This is a genomic window from Capnocytophaga sp. ARDL2 (genome assembly GCF_041530365.1).
Lineage (GTDB): Bacteria > Bacteroidota > Bacteroidia > Flavobacteriales > Flavobacteriaceae > Flavobacterium.
On record NZ_CP168034.1, the window covers coordinates 369,463 to 385,324 of the forward strand.

At 33.2% G+C, this 15,862-nt stretch carries 18 protein-coding genes and 2 pseudogenes; 19 read left to right on the plus strand and 1 reads right to left on the minus strand.

The window, feature by feature from the left end; translation table 11 throughout:
* Positions 1-483: 483 nt before the first annotated feature.
* The 16 genes and pseudogenes from AB4865_RS01790 to AB4865_RS01865 form a co-directional block, all read left to right on the plus strand.
* Positions 484-757: pseudogene (locus AB4865_RS01790) on the plus strand (hypothetical protein); the annotation flags it as partial.
* A gap of 11 nt (positions 758-768) precedes the next feature.
* The gene (locus tag AB4865_RS01795; protein ID WP_372474025.1) at positions 769-957 is read left to right on the plus strand and encodes a hypothetical protein; all 189 of its coding nucleotides are present in this window, start codon (positions 769-771) and stop codon (positions 955-957) included.
* Positions 958-1,006: 49 nt separating this feature from the next.
* Entirely contained in the window at positions 1,007-1,495 is a 489-nt protein-coding gene (locus AB4865_RS01800) for a type II CAAX prenyl endopeptidase Rce1 family protein (RefSeq protein ID WP_372474026.1), read from the plus strand.
* A gap of 10 nt (positions 1,496-1,505) precedes the next feature.
* Positions 1,506-1,910, plus strand: a complete 405-nt coding sequence (locus AB4865_RS01805; protein WP_372474027.1) for a hypothetical protein — start codon at positions 1,506-1,508, stop codon at positions 1,908-1,910.
* A 180-nt stretch (positions 1,911-2,090) separates the two neighbouring features.
* On the plus strand, positions 2,091-2,252 hold the full coding sequence (locus AB4865_RS01810) for a class IIb bacteriocin, lactobin A/cerein 7B family (protein WP_372474028.1): 162 nt from the start codon (positions 2,091-2,093) through the stop codon (positions 2,250-2,252).
* A gap of 69 nt (positions 2,253-2,321) precedes the next feature.
* Positions 2,322-2,663, plus strand: a complete 342-nt coding sequence (locus AB4865_RS01815; RefSeq protein ID WP_372474029.1) for a hypothetical protein — start codon at positions 2,322-2,324, stop codon at positions 2,661-2,663.
* 2 nt (positions 2,664-2,665) lie between these two features.
* A complete protein-coding gene (locus AB4865_RS01820; RefSeq protein WP_372474030.1) occupies positions 2,666-3,217 on the plus strand; it encodes a hypothetical protein in 552 nt (183 codons plus the stop codon).
* A 10-nt stretch (positions 3,218-3,227) separates the two neighbouring features.
* On the plus strand, positions 3,228-3,632 hold the full coding sequence (locus tag AB4865_RS01825) for a hypothetical protein (protein WP_372474031.1): 405 nt from the start codon (positions 3,228-3,230) through the stop codon (positions 3,630-3,632).
* A 177-nt stretch (positions 3,633-3,809) separates the two neighbouring features.
* Positions 3,810-3,938 carry a class IIb bacteriocin, lactobin A/cerein 7B family gene (locus AB4865_RS01830; RefSeq protein WP_372474032.1) on the plus strand — a complete coding sequence of 43 codons (129 nt, stop codon included), beginning with the start codon at positions 3,810-3,812 and terminating at the stop codon, positions 3,936-3,938.
* 56 nt (positions 3,939-3,994) lie between these two features.
* Entirely contained in the window at positions 3,995-4,885 is an 891-nt protein-coding gene (locus AB4865_RS01835; RefSeq protein WP_372474033.1) for a hypothetical protein, read from the plus strand.
* Positions 4,878-5,531: an ATP-binding cassette domain-containing protein gene (locus AB4865_RS01840; protein ID WP_372474034.1), complete on the plus strand. Its 654-nt coding sequence runs from the start codon at positions 4,878-4,880 to the stop codon at positions 5,529-5,531. The genes AB4865_RS01835 and AB4865_RS01840 overlap by 8 nt, the downstream gene beginning before the upstream one ends.
* Entirely contained in the window at positions 5,512-5,916 is a 405-nt protein-coding gene (locus tag AB4865_RS01845) for a hypothetical protein (RefSeq protein WP_372474035.1), read from the plus strand. The genes AB4865_RS01840 and AB4865_RS01845 overlap by 20 nt, the downstream gene beginning before the upstream one ends.
* 180 nt (positions 5,917-6,096) lie before the next feature.
* Entirely contained in the window at positions 6,097-6,282 is a 186-nt protein-coding gene (locus AB4865_RS01850) for a hypothetical protein (protein ID WP_372474036.1), read from the plus strand.
* A 279-nt stretch (positions 6,283-6,561) separates the two neighbouring features.
* On the plus strand, positions 6,562-6,876 hold the full coding sequence (locus AB4865_RS01855) for a type II CAAX prenyl endopeptidase Rce1 family protein (protein ID WP_372474870.1): 315 nt from the start codon (positions 6,562-6,564) through the stop codon (positions 6,874-6,876).
* Positions 6,877-6,882: 6 nt separating this feature from the next.
* Positions 6,883-7,068 carry a hypothetical protein gene (locus tag AB4865_RS01860; protein WP_372474037.1) on the plus strand — a complete coding sequence of 62 codons (186 nt, stop codon included), beginning with the start codon at positions 6,883-6,885 and terminating at the stop codon, positions 7,066-7,068.
* A gap of 50 nt (positions 7,069-7,118) precedes the next feature.
* Positions 7,119-8,210, plus strand: a complete 1,092-nt coding sequence (locus AB4865_RS01865) for an HlyD family secretion protein (protein ID WP_372474038.1) — start codon at positions 7,119-7,121, stop codon at positions 8,208-8,210.
* A gap of 11 nt (positions 8,211-8,221) precedes the next feature.
* On the opposite strand, the gene AB4865_RS01870 is transcribed toward AB4865_RS01865, so the two are convergent.
* Complete coding sequence (locus tag AB4865_RS01870; RefSeq protein ID WP_372474039.1) at positions 8,222-8,578, minus strand: four helix bundle protein; 357 nt, start codon at positions 8,576-8,578, stop codon at positions 8,222-8,224.
* A 145-nt stretch (positions 8,579-8,723) separates the two neighbouring features.
* Between AB4865_RS01870 and AB4865_RS01875 the strand changes: the two genes are divergently transcribed.
* From AB4865_RS01875 to ileS, 3 genes and pseudogenes are all read left to right on the plus strand, one after another.
* Positions 8,724-10,871 (plus strand): peptidase domain-containing ABC transporter, encoded by a 2,148-nt coding sequence (locus AB4865_RS01875; RefSeq protein WP_372474040.1) that lies wholly within the window; start codon positions 8,724-8,726, stop codon positions 10,869-10,871.
* Positions 10,872-10,882: 11 nt separating this feature from the next.
* Positions 10,883-12,223, plus strand: coding sequence for a TolC family protein (locus AB4865_RS01880; protein ID WP_372474042.1), 1,341 nt, complete (start codon positions 10,883-10,885; stop codon positions 12,221-12,223).
* Positions 12,224-12,384: 161 nt separating this feature from the next.
* Positions 12,385-15,860, plus strand: a pseudogene (gene ileS / locus AB4865_RS01885) (isoleucine--tRNA ligase).
* Positions 15,861-15,862 lie beyond the last annotated feature (2 nt).

The window sequence follows — 15,862 nt, forward strand, 5'->3', positions numbered from 1 at the left end:
CTGCAAGTAATGATAGTGAAAAAAATAATTTTTTTCATACTTTCTACTTCTTTTTAAAATGATTAAACTACGAGACAAAATTTTTAAAAAAAACTTTTATTAAAAAAAACATAAATTTAACAATTTTCTAAATTAAAATAAAACCCGTTGTGCATTATGAAATAAACAAAAAAAGTTGTTTATTTAACTGAAAATCAGTATATTTAGTTCGCTAAAACAAATCAAAAATGAACAACTTAGGACAAATCGAAGATTCAATAAAGTTAAATATACGAAAGAATTTTAGAGGTTTTAAAAAAGTTTTTACCTTATCAAAGGAGAAAGCCAAAAATGAGTGATTTAGAACTTGTGAATTTGAATTTAACTGCTGAATATTTAAGTATTGATAGTGAAATGTAACTGTTTAGAAAACTGCCTAATTCATTGAAAACCAAAATAGAAAGGAGTGTTTACAACAAAAGAAAACGAAATCTTTTTTATCATATAAATCAGATTAGGGAAAAACTTTACTTATTTAAGAAAAAGAGGAAAAAAATCGAAACATTATTTTGACTTCGTCAAATCTTCAATTTCGCAGTTATGTGATCAATTTATGATTAAAAGGAATTATGCAAAATCATTCAACGGTTTTAAAACACGAATTATCAGTAAAATAACTGCTTTAACCTTAATTCAATACATTAACAAATTTGTATTAAAAAAGGAAATAAATAAAAGCAAGTATAATTTAAAATGCACAACGGGCATTAATAATTAAATTTGTAAACAATGAATTTAAACAAATTAAATATTACTGAGTTGAATGTTCAGGAGGTATTAGAGGTAGAAGGTGGTAGAAAATTTTTAAAAGAAATTGCTATCTTTGTTCTTGAAAAATGTCTTGAAAACGTTCACTTATTTGCTAGTCCAAACAACGAAAGATTTGTATTAGGACATGCCGGAGGCGGAAGACCATAAATTTTTTTAAATGGCTGTTTAGATAACTAAATAGCCGTTTTTTACTATTATGAAGAAAATATTTGATTTACTGGATGTATATTTACCTAAAAACAACATTCTAAGATTTACTGCTATATTTATTTTCATCACTTTAGTTTCAATAGGAACAAGTTATTTTTTGGATGCTATTTTTACGGGAAGTGTTGTAGAAATAAGAAACATCAACGAAGAAAAAAATATATTCGTATTGTTTTTAGGATTGATAGTATTTGCTCCTTTTTTTGAAACTCTAATATTTCATTGGATACCAGTTTTTCTGTATTCTTACTATAAAATAAATTCAAAATACGATTTATTGTTCATTTTTGTTTGTTCTATAATTTTTGGTATTTTACACGGAGTTAATATTGTAAATATTTTATCTGCGGTAATTGTAGGCTTTTTATATCTATTATTTACAATGTATTATGAGTATAAAGGTAAAAATTACTTTTTTGTTATTGCATTTTTGCATCTTTTCAATAATTTATTAGCTTTTCTATACTATATTTTGTAAATGTGAATCTATGAAACTAAAAATCTACCCACTCCTCCTCTTCTTTTTGTTCATAGCCATTGGAGTTTTATTCATCGTAGAAGTACCTGTTTCCGTTTCTTCTCGTGGGGTGATAAGGTCTCAATCCGAGAATACGCCAATCGTTTCGGCGGTGAGTGGTAGGGTGGTTTTCAACAAGTTGCAGAAAAACAACCAAGCCATACAGAAAGGAGATACTTTGCTCATCGTTACTACCGAGCAATTGGACACTCAAAAAAGCCTTACCCATAGCCAAAGTGTAGATTTTCAAGCTCAATTATCAGACCTTTCTAAATTGGTCAATGGTAATTACTCGGGTTTGCAAACGGGACTTTATCAACGAGAGGTTTCTGCGATGCAGGAGAGAATCGCACAGGTGCAGTCGCAGTTGGCATAGTTGTTTCATTCTCTACCAGTTTTTCACAAACTCACATAGTTAAAATTTAGTTAAATACATTTTTTTTTTTTTTACATAAAAAAAATTTAATATAGATTTGCACCCAAGAAGAACAAAAGTGCACAAAATATTTTTCTTATGAGTACAAAAAATAAAAATTAATAATTAAATTTGTAAACAATGAATTTAAACAAATTGAATGTTACTGAGTTGAATGCTCAGGAAATGAAAACAACCGACGGAGGAATCTTGCCTGTCATAGCTGTTGCTGTTGCAGTAGTTTATGTAGCAAGTACTGTTCATGGATTAGCCAATGGGAAGAAATTCAATGGACAGCCATAATACTCTACTAAACGGTTAGTTTAAAAAAAACACTTCTTTTTTCGAAGTGTTTTCTTTATTTTTTGAAATATGTACAAAAAAGATTTTATAAAAAGAAATATCGATGCTTTTTTAGAAGCGTTAACTATAAGAATTACGGGAGTGGAAATAGAGGATAAAGAAACTGTTTTATCTGATATGGCAAAGAAATATTTTGGAAAAGAATTGTGTTTTTTTACCGAGACATCGGCTGATCTTTTAATAAACGAATACAGTTGTGAAGATTTAGAATTAATAGTAGCACTATTAGAAAATTCTTCAAATCAAAATACTCAAAAATGTATTGATCTATTGGAGTATATCAATAAAAATCACACCGTTTATTCTTTTGAAAGAGAAATGAAATTGTCTAAATTGAAAAATTACATTTAAATATGAATAACAAAAATATAGCTATTTTATTAATAGCATCTAAAACGTTAGACTTAATCTCAACATACTTAGTTGACAAAACTCTTTCAACAGAAACGAGCATTTGGGTAAGTCGTTTTAATTTTGGTTGGAGTGGTTTTATATTAGTGAATATTATTTTTGTATTGTTTTTAGTTTTTTTTCTACAAAAAGTAAACAAAAATACTAAAGTTGTTGAAGAACTAGAAAAAAATAAAACCTTTAATAGTTTTAAAGAATATTTTAATTATATTCTGTTGGAAAGTAATACCAATAAAAGCTTTATTTATAAATTGTTATTTCAAAAAATTAGACTGTCTATTTTTACATATTTTTTTATTTATGCTCTTTCATATTCCATAATAACAATGAGTTTTATTGTGTCCTTAAGTAATTTTATGATTTATTTTGATATTTACGATTTATCTCATCTTGAAGATGACTTCTTAGGTCTTTTGTTGTTTATAATGAATATTTTTTGTCTTATTTATTTTTTTACAAAGCATATTTACAGACGGTATTTAAGATTTAATTAATGATTTTGATTTGAAAAACACAGTATATAAAATCCTCCTCTTCTTTTTGTTCATAGCCATTGGAGTTTTATTCATCGTAGAGGTTCCTGTTTCCGTTTCTTCTCGTGGGGTGATAAGGTCTCAATCCGAGAATACGCCAATCGTTTCGGCGGTGAGTGGTAGGGTGGTTTTCAACAAGTTGCAGAAAAACAACCAAGCCATACAGAAAGGAGATACTTTGCTCATCGTTACTACCGAGCAATTGGACACTCAAAAAAGCCTTACCCATAGCCAAAGTGCAGATTTTCAAGCTCAATTATCAGACCTTTCAAAATTGGTCAATGGCAATTACTCGGGTTTGCAAACGGGACTTCATCAACGAGAGGTTTCTGCGATGCGGGAGAGAATCGCACAGGTGCAGTCGCAGTTGGCATAGTTGTTTCATTCTCTACCAGTTTTTCACAAACTCACATAGTTAAAATTTAGTTAAATACATTTTTTTTTTTACATAAAAAAAAATTAATATAGATTTGCACCCAAGAAAAACAAAAGTGCACAAAATATTTTTCTTATGAGTAGAAAAAATAAAAATTAATAATTAAATTTGTAAACAATGAATTTAAACAAATTGAATGTTACTGAGTTGAATGCTCAGGAAATGAAAAACGTTGAAGGTGGTGCTATTCCTCTAATTGTTTGGGTAGCTGCTGCGTTTTTTGCTGGAACTTTTACAGCACGATAAAAAACAAAAGTTCTTGGTTTAAAAACCAAGAACTTTTTACATATTATCATACACTAATGAAGATATTATCAACTTTACTAACCGTAAGATTTCGCAAACTCTTGAATAAAAACGATAAAACAGCCGTAGTTTTATTGTTACTATTCTATTTTGCAATAGCATTTGGGGTTTTTCATCAATTTGAAGAATTAGGGAGTTGGTTTTATTTATTGTTTGTAGATGTTTTGGTGTATCATTTTAAAAGACAGGATGATAGATTATTGAAAATTCATAAAAATTATAAGAAAATTATTTTTATTGAATATCTTATTTACTCTTTTCCTTTTTTGTTGATTTTGCTTATAAAACAACATTTTTTGGCATTAGGAATATTGATGATTGCATTTTGGATTTTGCCTTATTTACCTAAAATTCAAATGAAAACAATCAAATTGCCATTTGAAAGATTTGACCCTTTTTGGCATATTATTTTTAGAAAATATCATCTATTTTTTATTTACATCGCACTTTTGATTTTGAGCGGTATTGCTATTCATCTTTCAAATCAAAATTTACTGGTTGTTTTGTTTGGTAGTGTTGTGATTATTTGTTGTTTACCAGGGTTTGAAAGAGAAAATATTTTGGAAATAAAAATATCTCATTATTCAAGTTTTGAATTTCTAAACAAAAAAATGAAAACCACATTTGTAAATAGTTTGTATTTACAATTTCCATTTCTTTTGTTATTGACAATCAATGATTTTTATTGGCTGAATCTGTTTTTATTTCTTCTTTTCATGAGTATTCCTTTATTGAATATCTTGTTGAAATACAGTAATTTTCAACATCCTATTAAACAACAATTGCTTTTTATATTTGGTATTTTCGGATTTGGGATTATTTATCTAATGATTCCATATTTATATAAATCATCAATTCGTCAAATTAATACAATCAAAAATGCTTGAGGTTCAAATCACAGAAAAAAAATACGGCAACCAATTGGTTTTAGAAAATTTAAACCTAACCATTACAACGAACGGAATTTATGGTATTGTAGGAAAAAATGGGGAGGGAAAAACTACCTTGTTTCATTCGATATTGGGGATTGAAAAACACAAAGGAAAAAGCACTTTAAAGCAACAGAATATCAATTTGCAAAAGGCTGCGTATTGTCCTGCTGAACCTTTTATTTATGAAGAACTTACAGCATCTGAATTTTATGATTTTTACGCAGAATTGTTAAATATCAGTTATTTAAATTCAAAAAATATATTGTTTGATATTCCGAAAAATCAGCAAATAAAATATTTTTCAACAGGAATGAAAAAAAAAGCTTATTTGAATGCTATTTTTCAAAAAGAATATTCGTTGTATGTTTTAGACGAACCTTTCAATGGATTAGACATTGAATCCAACTATCAGTTAATGAATTATTTAAAAGAAATTTCAAAACAAACAATTATTCTCATTTCATCACATATTATTGATGTATTGTACAAGCATTGCGAAAAAATATACTTGCTTCAAAACAAAACATTACAGGAATTTTCTTCTGAAAATTATGAGTTAATTGAAGCAAAATTAGTTAATAATGAAAAACACAGTATATAAAATCCTCCTCTTCTTTTTGTTCATAGCCATTGGAGTTTTATTCATCGTAGAGGTTCCTGTTTCCGTTTCTTCTCGTGGGGTGATAAGGTCTCAATCTGAGAATACACCAATCGTTTCGGCGGTGAGTGGTAGGGTGGTTTTCAACAAGTTGCAAAAAAACAACCAAGCCATACAGAAAGGAGATACTTTGCTCATCGTTACTACCGAGCAATTGGACACTCAAAAAAGCCTTACCCATAGCCAAAGTGCAGATTTTCAAGCTCAATTATCAGACCTTTCTAAATTGGTCAATGGCAATTACTCGGGTTTACAAACGGATCTTTATCAACGAGAGGTTTCTGCGATGCGGGAGAGAATCGCACAGGTGCAGTCGCAGTTGGCATAGTTGTTTCATTCTCTACCAGTTTTTCACAAACTCACATAGTTAAAATTTAGTTAAATACATTTTTTTTTTTTTTACATAAAAAAAATTTAATATAGATTTGCACCCAAGAAAAACAAAAGTGCACAAAATATTTTTCTTATGAGTACAAAAAATAAAAATTAATAATTAAATTTGTAAACAATGAATTTAAACAAATTGAATGTTACTGAGTTGAATGCTCAGGAGGTATTAGAGGTAGAAGGTGGTAATAAATACAAGAAAGCTTGGAAATTAATAGAAAAAGGCCTTACCCTTATAGGTGTTGCAGATGCTGTTGAAAGATTTGTAGACGGCTGGAACTCGGAAAGTTGTGGTTGTAATAAATAATGTAAAGTTTTGAATAAAAAAAAGTATATACTATTATACATAATTTCGATAATCACTGTATTTTTTTTTGAATTTATTGAAAGGTGTTATAATATAGAATATCCAAAAAATGAAATAGTAGAATATAAGGAATCTATCTTATTGTTAATATTAACTGGGGTAATTTTAGCTCCAATAGTAGAAGAAATAATGTTTAGGCATCCTTTTGTTAAGAGTAAATTTTCATACATTTCATTAATTATAGGTTCGCTTTTAATTCTATTAATGAGTTCGCATTGGATGTTTTGGATATTGTATCTATTAACTAATATCACTACTTTTTATTTGTATTATTATAAAAAGTATAGTAAAATACCGTATTTTATACTTTTAATTTATTCAATTTTATTTATTTTTTTACATACAGAAAATTATAAAATGGATGAAATATTAAAAATGCCTTTCTATAATATATTGTTACTATTTTCTTCACAAATAACATTGACAATTATTTTAGGATACATTAGAATAAAATCCAAAAGACTTTATCCTACAATATTATTTCACTCAATTTATAATTTAACTATCGTATTATTATCAATATTAGATTTGTAAATTATCATGAAACAAAAAATAAATTTAAAGGAATTAAACTTAGAAGAATTAAAACTAATCGAAGGAGGTGATTGGATTTATGATTTAGGTGCTGCTACAAAAAGAGCTATTTGTAAAATTGGTGTAGCGATTGTTAAATCTACATATAATAAAGATTTAACTTTAGGGCATGTAGGAGGTGGAAGACCATAAAAATAAAATGAGGTTGTCAAATGGCAACCTCATAATTTTATCATTAAACAATGAAACTAAAAATTTACCAACTTCTTCTCTTATTTTTGTTCATAGCCATTGGAGTTTTATTCATCGTAGAGGTTCCTGTTTCCGTTTCTTCTCGTGGGGTGATAAGGTCTCAATCCGAGAATACGCCAATCGTTTCGGCGGTGAGTGGTAGGGTGGTTTTCAACAAGTTGGAGAAAAACAACCAAGCCATACAGAAAGGAGATACTTTGCTCATCGTTACTACCGAGCAATTGGACACTCAAAAAAGCCTTACCCATAGCCAAAGTGCAGATTTTCAAGCTCAATTATCAGACCTTTCTAAATTGGTCAATGGTAATTACTCGGGTTTGCAAACGGGTCTTTATCAACGAGAGGTTTCTGCGATGCAGGAGAGAATCGCACAGGTGCAGTCGCAGTTGGCATTGGCAACCAAAGATTTGGAAAGAGCTACTACGCTTTACCATCAAGGGGTGATTGCTAAGGCAGAATACGATAAATATTTCCACGACCACCAAGGGCTGAGCCGGCAAGTGGCAAGCATCCGCGAACAACAAGTAGCTCAGTGGCAAACGCAAAAAAGAGAAACAGAAAGACAACTCAGAGCTTTAGGCTCGGAAATTCAAAAAATCAATCAAGAACAAAAAAATTATGTGGTTACTGCTCATTCGTCTGGTCATTTGGTTGGCTTCACAGGTATAAAAGAGGGTAGTTTTGTAGCTCAAGGTCAAGCTGTTGGAGAGATTTCTCCCAAAGAAAATCTATTGGCAGAATGTTTGGTTTTGCCCAAAGATATTGGTTTTGTAAAGTTAGGTCAAGAGGTTAAATTTCAGATAGATACCTACAACTATAATCAATGGGGATTGCTGGACGGTAAAGTCTCTGAAATAGACCAAAATATTACCAGCAATCAGCAAACTGGTGAAGCGTATTTTCGGGTACTTTGCAAAATGAACAGCGATTTCCTCCAACTCAAAAATGGTTATAAAGGTCAGATTGGCAAAGGGATGACGCTCACCGCAAGATTTCACCTTACAGACCGTACACTTTGGCAACTTCTTTTTGATAAAATCGATGATTGGATGAACCCTAATTTAATGAGTAATGAGCAATGAGTAATTTCTAATTAATCAAGCTTGTTTTTCGTGGTTTTGGTAATTGATACCAAGAGTTTTATCAGTTCAATACAATCTGCGGATAAGGAATTGTACTCAGAGGTTTTTAGAAAATCGGTTTCGTGAAGAATTTCCAACCAATATTGTGTTTCATTGGTTTCTTTTAGAGCAATATACATTTTATTTAGAAAGTCTTTTTTGCTTTGTGCAAATTCACTTTCACGAACCAAAGCACCAATAGCTGTACCGCTACGCACCAATTGTTTTGATAAGATGAATTCTTTTTTATCAGAAGTTAAAAACTTGTAAGCATTCACAATTCTAATTGCAAACGATTTAGATTTCGTATGTACTACATCGTTTTTCATAATTAGAAATTAGTAGCTAGTAATTAGTAATTGATTTATACAAAAATAATGAATCTTCATTAAAAAACACTTCTAATTACTCATTTCTAATTCCTCATTAAATAAAGTTTCTAATTCCTAATTTTTCATTTCTAATTAAATAAAAATGTTAGTAAAACAGCACGACATCAAAGACTGCGGAGCGGCGTGTTTGGCTTCCGTAGGGGCGTACTATGGACTGAAAATGCCGATTGCCAAAATCCGACAAATCTGCCATACCGACACTCGTGGGACGAATGTCTTGGGGATGATACAAGGTTTGGAAGCTATGGGGTTCAATGCCAAAGGCGTAAAAGGTGGATTAGATGCCTTACCAGATATTCCACTTCCTGCTATTGCTCATATTGTAGTCAATGGGCAATTACACCATTTTGTAGTCATTTATAAAGTGGGGAAAGGCAAAATCCAAGTGATGGATCCCGCTTATGGCAAAATGGAAGACTATACTCTTGAAAAATTTGCCGAAGTATGGACAGGTGTTTTGATTCTCTTAGAACCCAACGAATATTTTGAGCAAAAAGACGACAAAACTTCCATTTATTCTCGTTTTTGGAATTTGGTTCAACCGCACAAAAGCATATTGTTTCAGGCACTTTTGGGGGCGGTGATTTATACCGTTTTGGGACTTTCCACCTCTATTTACATCGAAAAAATTACCGATTATGTCCTCATAGACGGCAACCGAAGATTGCTCAACTTGCTGAGTATCGGAATGATAGTAATTTTGCTATTCCAAGTTTTTATCGGAGTGGTAAAATCTGTTTTGATGCTTCAAACAGGGCAGAAAATGGACAAACACTTGATTTTAGGCTATTACAAACATCTTTTGAAATTACCGCAACGATTTTTTGACACAATGAAAGTGGGAGAAATTATTTCTCGTGTCAATGATGCGGTAAAAATCCGTGCGTTTATCAATGATGTGGCGATTCAGATATTTGTGAATGTGTTCATTGTGTTGTTTTCCTTTGCCTTGATGTTTACCTATTATTGGAAACTCGCCCTCATTGTGGCATTGGTGATTCCGTTTTACTTTTTGGTGTATTGGCTTACGAACAAGCTCAACAAAAAGGTAGAAAGACAACTGATGGAAGAAAGTGCAGAGTTAGAATCTCATTTGGTAGAATCGCTCAATTCGGTACGAACGATAAAGCAATTTGGCGTAGAAACTTTTGCCAATAACAAGACGGATAATCAATTTACCCAACTTCTCAAAACCATTTACAAATCGGTTCTGAACTCACTTTTTTCGGGCAACTCATCCGAATTTTTATCGAGGATTTTTACTATCGTCTTACTTTGGGCAGGTGCTGGTTATGTGATAGATAGAGAAATTACCGCAGGAGAGTTATTGTCTTTTTACGCTTTGATTGGCTATTTCACAGGTCCCGTTTCGGAATTGATAGGAATGAACAAAACCGTTCAAAATGCCCTTATTGCCGCCGATAGGTTGTTTGAAATTATGGATTTGGAAAGAGAGGAAACCACTGATAAAATGGAACTTACCCCTGAAACCATAGGGAACATAGAGTTCAAAGATGTAGATTTTAGTTACGGTTCCAGAGTAGATGTTTTTCAAGGGTTTAATTGCTTGATAGAGAAAGGAAAAACCACCGCCATAGTAGGCGAAAGTGGTAGCGGAAAGACCACTTTGGCATCATTGATTCAGAATTTATATCCATTGAAAAAGGGTAAAATCACGATTGGAGATTACGACATCAATTATATTTCCAATTATTCGCTTCGCACGATGGTTTCCGTAGTGCCACAGCAGATAGATTTGTTTTCTGGCAATGTGATAGAAAACATCGCTTTGGGCGAAGATGTTCCTGATATGCAACGCATTATAACTATTGTCAAAAACTTAGGAATTTTGGAATTTATAGAAAAATTACCCAATGGTTTTCAGACCTATTTAGGTGAAAATGGTTCGCAACTTTCGGGTGGACAAAAACAACGCATTGCCATTGCCCGTGCTTTGTACAAAAATCCCGAAATCTTGATTTTAGATGAGGCAACTTCTTCCTTAGACACCGAATCTGAACAGGTGATTCAAGCAACTTTAAACGAATTTAAAGCCCAAGGCAAAACGATGATTGTCATTGCCCACAGGCTCAGCACCATTGCCCACGCCGATACCATTTTGGTAATGAAAAACGGCGAAGTGATAGAACGAGGCTCTCACTCCGAGTTGCTTTCTTTTGACTCTTCCTATAAAAAAATGTGGGAGAAGCAGAGTGGTTCGTTATCTTAAACTAACTAATGATGAGAAAAATTACATTCATTACTATTCTATTGACTAGTTTTTTATTAAATGCTCAAAAAAAGTGGACATTAGAAGAAGCGGTCGAATATGCTATGAAAAACAATTTGCAGATAGTTTATAATCAACAGTTATATGAATATGAATATAAAAACGTGCAGATTGCTAAAAACGATTATTTGCCTGTGGTTTCTTCAAACTTTAACAATGTGTTGAGGCTTGGACAGACGCAAGGTTTTCAAGGGGGAATCGGAAGAAACGATAATTACAGTAACGAATTGAGTGTGTCGGCAAATTTGCTTATTTACAACGGTGGAAGACTGAAAAAGAATGTTGAAAAAAAACAATTGGATGTAGAAATTACTAAACAAACGATTGAAATTGTAAAAAATGATATACACCTACAAATTCTACAACAATTTCTTTCTATTAACCTCAATAAAGAATTGTTGAAAATCCGTCAAAGTGCGTTGGAAAATGCAGAAAAAATCTTGGAAAGAGCCAAAATTACCACAACTGTAGGGACAACATCACGAACGGTTTTAGCCGAAGCCGAAGCTACTGTTTCTTCCGAAAAACAAAAACTGAAACAAGCAGAAATTGACATAAAAAGAAGTCTTTTTAAATTAGCACAAATACTTCAATTGAAAGATTATCAGTATTTTGATATTGAAGAAGAAGTGTTAGAAGAAAAAATAATTCCTTATTCATTAAATCAAACCATAGAAATAGCTCTTGCCAATCATCCCACAATAAAGTCAGCGGAATTTAAGATAAAATCAGCGGGAAAACAAACCGAAATTGTAGAAACCGCCTATCTTCCAATGATAAATTTCAATGCAGGTGTAGGATCGTTTTATTACAATTCATTGGTAACAAATATCACTGGGATTGATGCGATGGGAAATTACATCAAAGAAGCTACAATGTTTACTCAATTCAAAAATAACTTTTTTCAACAAATGGGCGTATCAGTTAGCATTCCCATTTTCAACAAAGGAAACACAAAAGTTCAAGTGGCACAATCCAAAATAAACGAAGACATTGTCAAACAAAATTTAGCCATAAAAAAACAAGAATTGATAGAAAATATTCAAAAGGTATATTTTGATATGGAGAGCCACTTTCAAACAATGATGAGTGCAATAGAAACAGAAAAAAGCACAGCATTAGCTTTGGACTTTGCAGAAAAAAGTTATGAAGCAGGAAAAAGCAGTATTTACGATTTGAATATCGCAAGAAACAATTTTATAACAGCGAAAAGTTCTGTGGTTCAAGCCCAACACAACTATATTTTCAATTTGAAAATTTTAGAGGTCTATATGAGAGGGGAAGATTTATAAAGTAATCTTTCCTTGTTTTTTTAGTAAAAATCACTACTAATCAAAACAGCAACCAGAATAAAACATTTCAACTGGAAGATATTTTTTTGAGTTTTTATAAAATATCACTAAAAATTCCACTAAAAAAATGTATTTTCGCAGGGCAATAAAACAAATACACAATGAGCAAGAAATTTACTGAATATAAAGGTCTTGACCTTACGGCTGTAGCCAGTGATATGCTACAGTTTTGGAAAGACAACGAAGTATTTGAAAAATCTGTACAAACTCGTGAAGGAAACACACCTTTTGTGTTTTTCGAAGGGACCCTCCTTCTGCCAACGGACAGCCTGGTATTCACCATGTTATGGCAAGAGCTATCAAAGATATTTTTTGTAGATACAAAACCCAAAAAGGTTTTCAGGTAAAGCGTAAAGCAGGTTGGGACACCCACGGTTTGCCTGTAGAATTGGGTACAGAAAAAGAATTGGGCATCACCAAAGAAGACATCGGAAATAAAATCTCTGTAGCAGAATACAACGAGGCGTGTAAACGCACCGTAATGAGATATACCGACCTTTGGAACGACCTTACCGAAAAAATGGGTTACTGGGTAGATATGGAAGATCCGTACATCACTTACAAACCCAAATATATGGAAACCGTTTGGTGGCTTTTGAAACAAATCTACGACAAAGGTTTGTTGTACAAAGGATATACGATTCAACCGTATTCACCAAAAGCAGGTACAGGATTGTCTTCGCATGAGGTAAATCAACCGGGGTCGTATCGTGATGTTACAGACACTACGATTGTGGCTCAGTTCAAATGCCTCCTCCCAACCTCCTCCCAAGGAGGAGGAGCAAATCCTCGTTACGATTACAAAGGAAAAGAACCTAAATTTTTCGAGTTATACAACTCCCTCTCCTTTGGAGAGGGGTGGGGTGAGGATATTCACATCATGGCTTGGACTACAACTCCTTGGACATTGCCAAGTAACACAGCCTTGACTGTTGGTCCAAAAATCGATTATGCATTGGTAAAAACCTACAATCAATATACACATTTACCTATCAATGTAATCATTGGTAAGCCATTGGTAGGGAAACAATTTGCAGGAAAATTCTTTGAAGTTTCAACAGAGGAAGAATTGGCAAATTACACTCCTGGAGACAAAAAAATCCCTTACCAAATCGTTGCAGAATGCAAAGGAAGCGACTTGGTTGGAATCCGTTACGAGCAGTTGTTGCCTTACGCCTTGCCATTTGAAAACGCTGAAAATGCCTTCCAAGTAATCCCTGGTGATTTCGTTACTACCGAAGATGGTACAGGTATCGTACACACTGCCCCTACTTTTGGTGCAGATGATGCTAAAGTAGCCAAAGACGCTGGTGTACCGCCAATGTTGGTATTGGACGATGCAGGAAATGCCGTTCCATTGGTAGATTTACAAGGAAGATTTGTAAAACAAATGGGCGACTTGGCTGGAAAATATGTAAAAAATGAATATTACAACGACGGTGAAGCTCCTGAAAAATCGGTAGATGTGGAAATTGCCATCAAATTGAAAGAAGCCAATCAAGCCTTTAAAGTTGAAAAATATGCTCACAGTTACCCACATTGTTGGCGTACAGACAAACCAATTTTGTACTATCCATTAGACTCTTGGTTTGTAAAAGTTACGGAAGTAAAAGACCAAATGTTTGACCTAAACGAAGAAATCAACTGGAAGCCAAAAGCTACAGGAGAAGGTCGTTTTGGAAACTGGTTGAAAAACGCCAACGATTGGAATTTATCTCGTTCTCGTTATTGGGGTATTCCATTGCCAATTTGGAGAACAGAAGACAAAACCGAAGAAATCATCATCGGTTCGGTAGAGCAATTGATTGAAGAAATCAACAAAACCGTAGCCGCTGGTATTCAGGCCGACAATCCTTTTGCAGGATTTGAAATCGGCAATATGAGCGAGGAAAACTACAACAAAATAGACCTACACAAAAATGTGGTGGACAATATCGTATTGGTTTCTCCTTCTGGAAAACCTATGAAGAGAGAAAGCGATTTGATTGATGTGTGGTTTGACTCTGGGGCAATGCCGTATGCACAATGGCACTATCCGTTTGAAAATAAAGAATATATTGACAATCACACTTCGTATCCTGCGGATTTCATTGCCGAGGGAGTAGATCAAACGCGTGGTTGGTTCTATACTTTACACGCTATCGCTACATTGGTATTTGGTCAAAAAGCCTATAAAAATGTGGTTTCAAATGGTTTGGTATTGGACAAAAACGGACAAAAAATGTCTAAGCGTTTAGGAAATGCTATCGACCCATTCAAAACTTTGGAGGAACATGGACCTGATGCAACGCGTTGGTACATGATTTCCAATGCCAATCCTTGGGACAACCTCAAGTTTGATTTGGACGGAATTACCGAAGTACGCCGTAAGTTTTTCGGAACTTTGTACAACACCTATTCGTTCTTTGCATTGTATGCCAATATAGACAATTTCACCTACAGCGAAAACGAAATTCCTGTAGAAAAACGCCCAGAAATCGACCGTTGGATTCTTTCTGAATTGAATACCTTGATTCAAAAAGTTGATGAGGCATATTCAGATTACGAACCAACCAAAGCAGCTCGTGAAATTTCGGATTTTGTACAAGAAAACTTGTCAAACTGGTATGTGCGTTTGTGCCGTCGTCGTTTCTGGAAAGGCGAATATGCAGAAGACAAAATCGCTGCGTATCAAACGCTTTATACTTGTTTGGAAACCGTAGCCAAATTGTCAGCACCAATCGCTCCGTTCTACATGGATAGGCTGTACAAAGATTTGACACAAGCTACTGAAAAAGAATCATTTGAATCTGTACATTTGGCAAATTTCCCTACGAGCAATGCTGCGTTAATCGACAAAGAATTGGAATCTCGTATGCAAAAAGCACAGACGATATCTTCATTGGTGCTTTCGTTGCGTAAAAAAGAAATGATCAAGGTGCGTCAGCCATTGTCTAAAGTGATGATTCCTGTATTGGACGAGAAACAAAAAGCAGAAATCGAAGCTGTTTCAGATTTGATTAAAGCCGAAGTAAATGTAAAAGAAATTCAATTGTTGGACGATGCATCTGGAATTTTGGTAAAACAAATCAAACCAAATTTCAAAGCCTTAGGTCCACGATTTGGAAAAGATATGGGAGTGGTTTCAAAAGAAATTCAACAATTTACTCAAGAGCAAATCAATACTTTGGAGAAAAATGAAACTATTTCTTTAAACCTTGCCGACAAAACTGTAGATTTGACCATCAACGATGTAGAAATCACCTCACAAGACATCGAAGGTTGGTTGGTAGCCAATTCAAACGGAATCACTGTAGCCTTGGATATCACCTTGACAGAGGAATTAATCAACGAGGGAATTGCCAGAGAATTGGTAAATCGCATCCAAAACATTCGTAAAGATTCAGGGTTTGAAGTAACAGATAAAATTTCTGTACAATTGTTGAAAAACGAGGTAATAGAGAAAGCCGTAACAGCCAACAAAGCGTATATTTCGACAGAAACTTTAGCTGAAAACATTGAATTTGTTGAAAATTTACAAAACGGTACAGAAGTTGAAATAAATGAAATTCAAACCTCAATCGAAATAAAGAAATAGTT

Excerpts from the sequence above, each read along its gene's own strand:
- AB4865_RS01795 (WP_372474025.1), top strand. The coding sequence starts at position 769 with ATGAATTTAAACAAATTAAATATTACTGAGTTGAATGTTCAGGAGGTA.
- AB4865_RS01800 (WP_372474026.1), top strand. The coding sequence starts at position 1,007 with ATGAAGAAAATATTTGATTTACTGGATGTATATTTACCTAAAAACAAC.
- AB4865_RS01805 (WP_372474027.1), top strand. The coding sequence starts at position 1,506 with ATGAAACTAAAAATCTACCCACTCCTCCTCTTCTTTTTGTTCATAGCC.
- AB4865_RS01810 (WP_372474028.1), top strand. The coding sequence starts at position 2,091 with ATGAATTTAAACAAATTGAATGTTACTGAGTTGAATGCTCAGGAAATG.
- AB4865_RS01815 (WP_372474029.1), top strand. The coding sequence starts at position 2,322 with ATGTACAAAAAAGATTTTATAAAAAGAAATATCGATGCTTTTTTAGAA.
- AB4865_RS01820 (WP_372474030.1), top strand. The coding sequence starts at position 2,666 with ATGAATAACAAAAATATAGCTATTTTATTAATAGCATCTAAAACGTTA.
- AB4865_RS01830 (WP_372474032.1), top strand. The coding sequence starts at position 3,810 with ATGAATTTAAACAAATTGAATGTTACTGAGTTGAATGCTCAGGAAATG.
- AB4865_RS01835 (WP_372474033.1), top strand. The coding sequence starts at position 3,995 with ATGAAGATATTATCAACTTTACTAACCGTAAGATTTCGCAAACTCTTG.
- AB4865_RS01840 (WP_372474034.1), top strand. The coding sequence starts at position 4,878 with ATGCTTGAGGTTCAAATCACAGAAAAAAAATACGGCAACCAATTGGTT.
- AB4865_RS01845 (WP_372474035.1), top strand. The coding sequence starts at position 5,512 with ATGAAAAACACAGTATATAAAATCCTCCTCTTCTTTTTGTTCATAGCC.
- AB4865_RS01850 (WP_372474036.1), top strand. The coding sequence starts at position 6,097 with ATGAATTTAAACAAATTGAATGTTACTGAGTTGAATGCTCAGGAGGTA.
- AB4865_RS01855 (WP_372474870.1), top strand. The coding sequence starts at position 6,562 with ATGTTTTGGATATTGTATCTATTAACTAATATCACTACTTTTTATTTG.
- AB4865_RS01860 (WP_372474037.1), top strand. The coding sequence starts at position 6,883 with ATGAAACAAAAAATAAATTTAAAGGAATTAAACTTAGAAGAATTAAAA.
- AB4865_RS01865 (WP_372474038.1), top strand. The coding sequence starts at position 7,119 with ATGAAACTAAAAATTTACCAACTTCTTCTCTTATTTTTGTTCATAGCC.
- AB4865_RS01870 (WP_372474039.1), bottom strand. The coding sequence starts at position 8,578 with ATGAAAAACGATGTAGTACATACGAAATCTAAATCGTTTGCAATTAGA.
- AB4865_RS01875 (WP_372474040.1), top strand. The coding sequence starts at position 8,724 with ATGTTAGTAAAACAGCACGACATCAAAGACTGCGGAGCGGCGTGTTTG.
- AB4865_RS01880 (WP_372474042.1), top strand. The coding sequence starts at position 10,883 with ATGAGAAAAATTACATTCATTACTATTCTATTGACTAGTTTTTTATTA.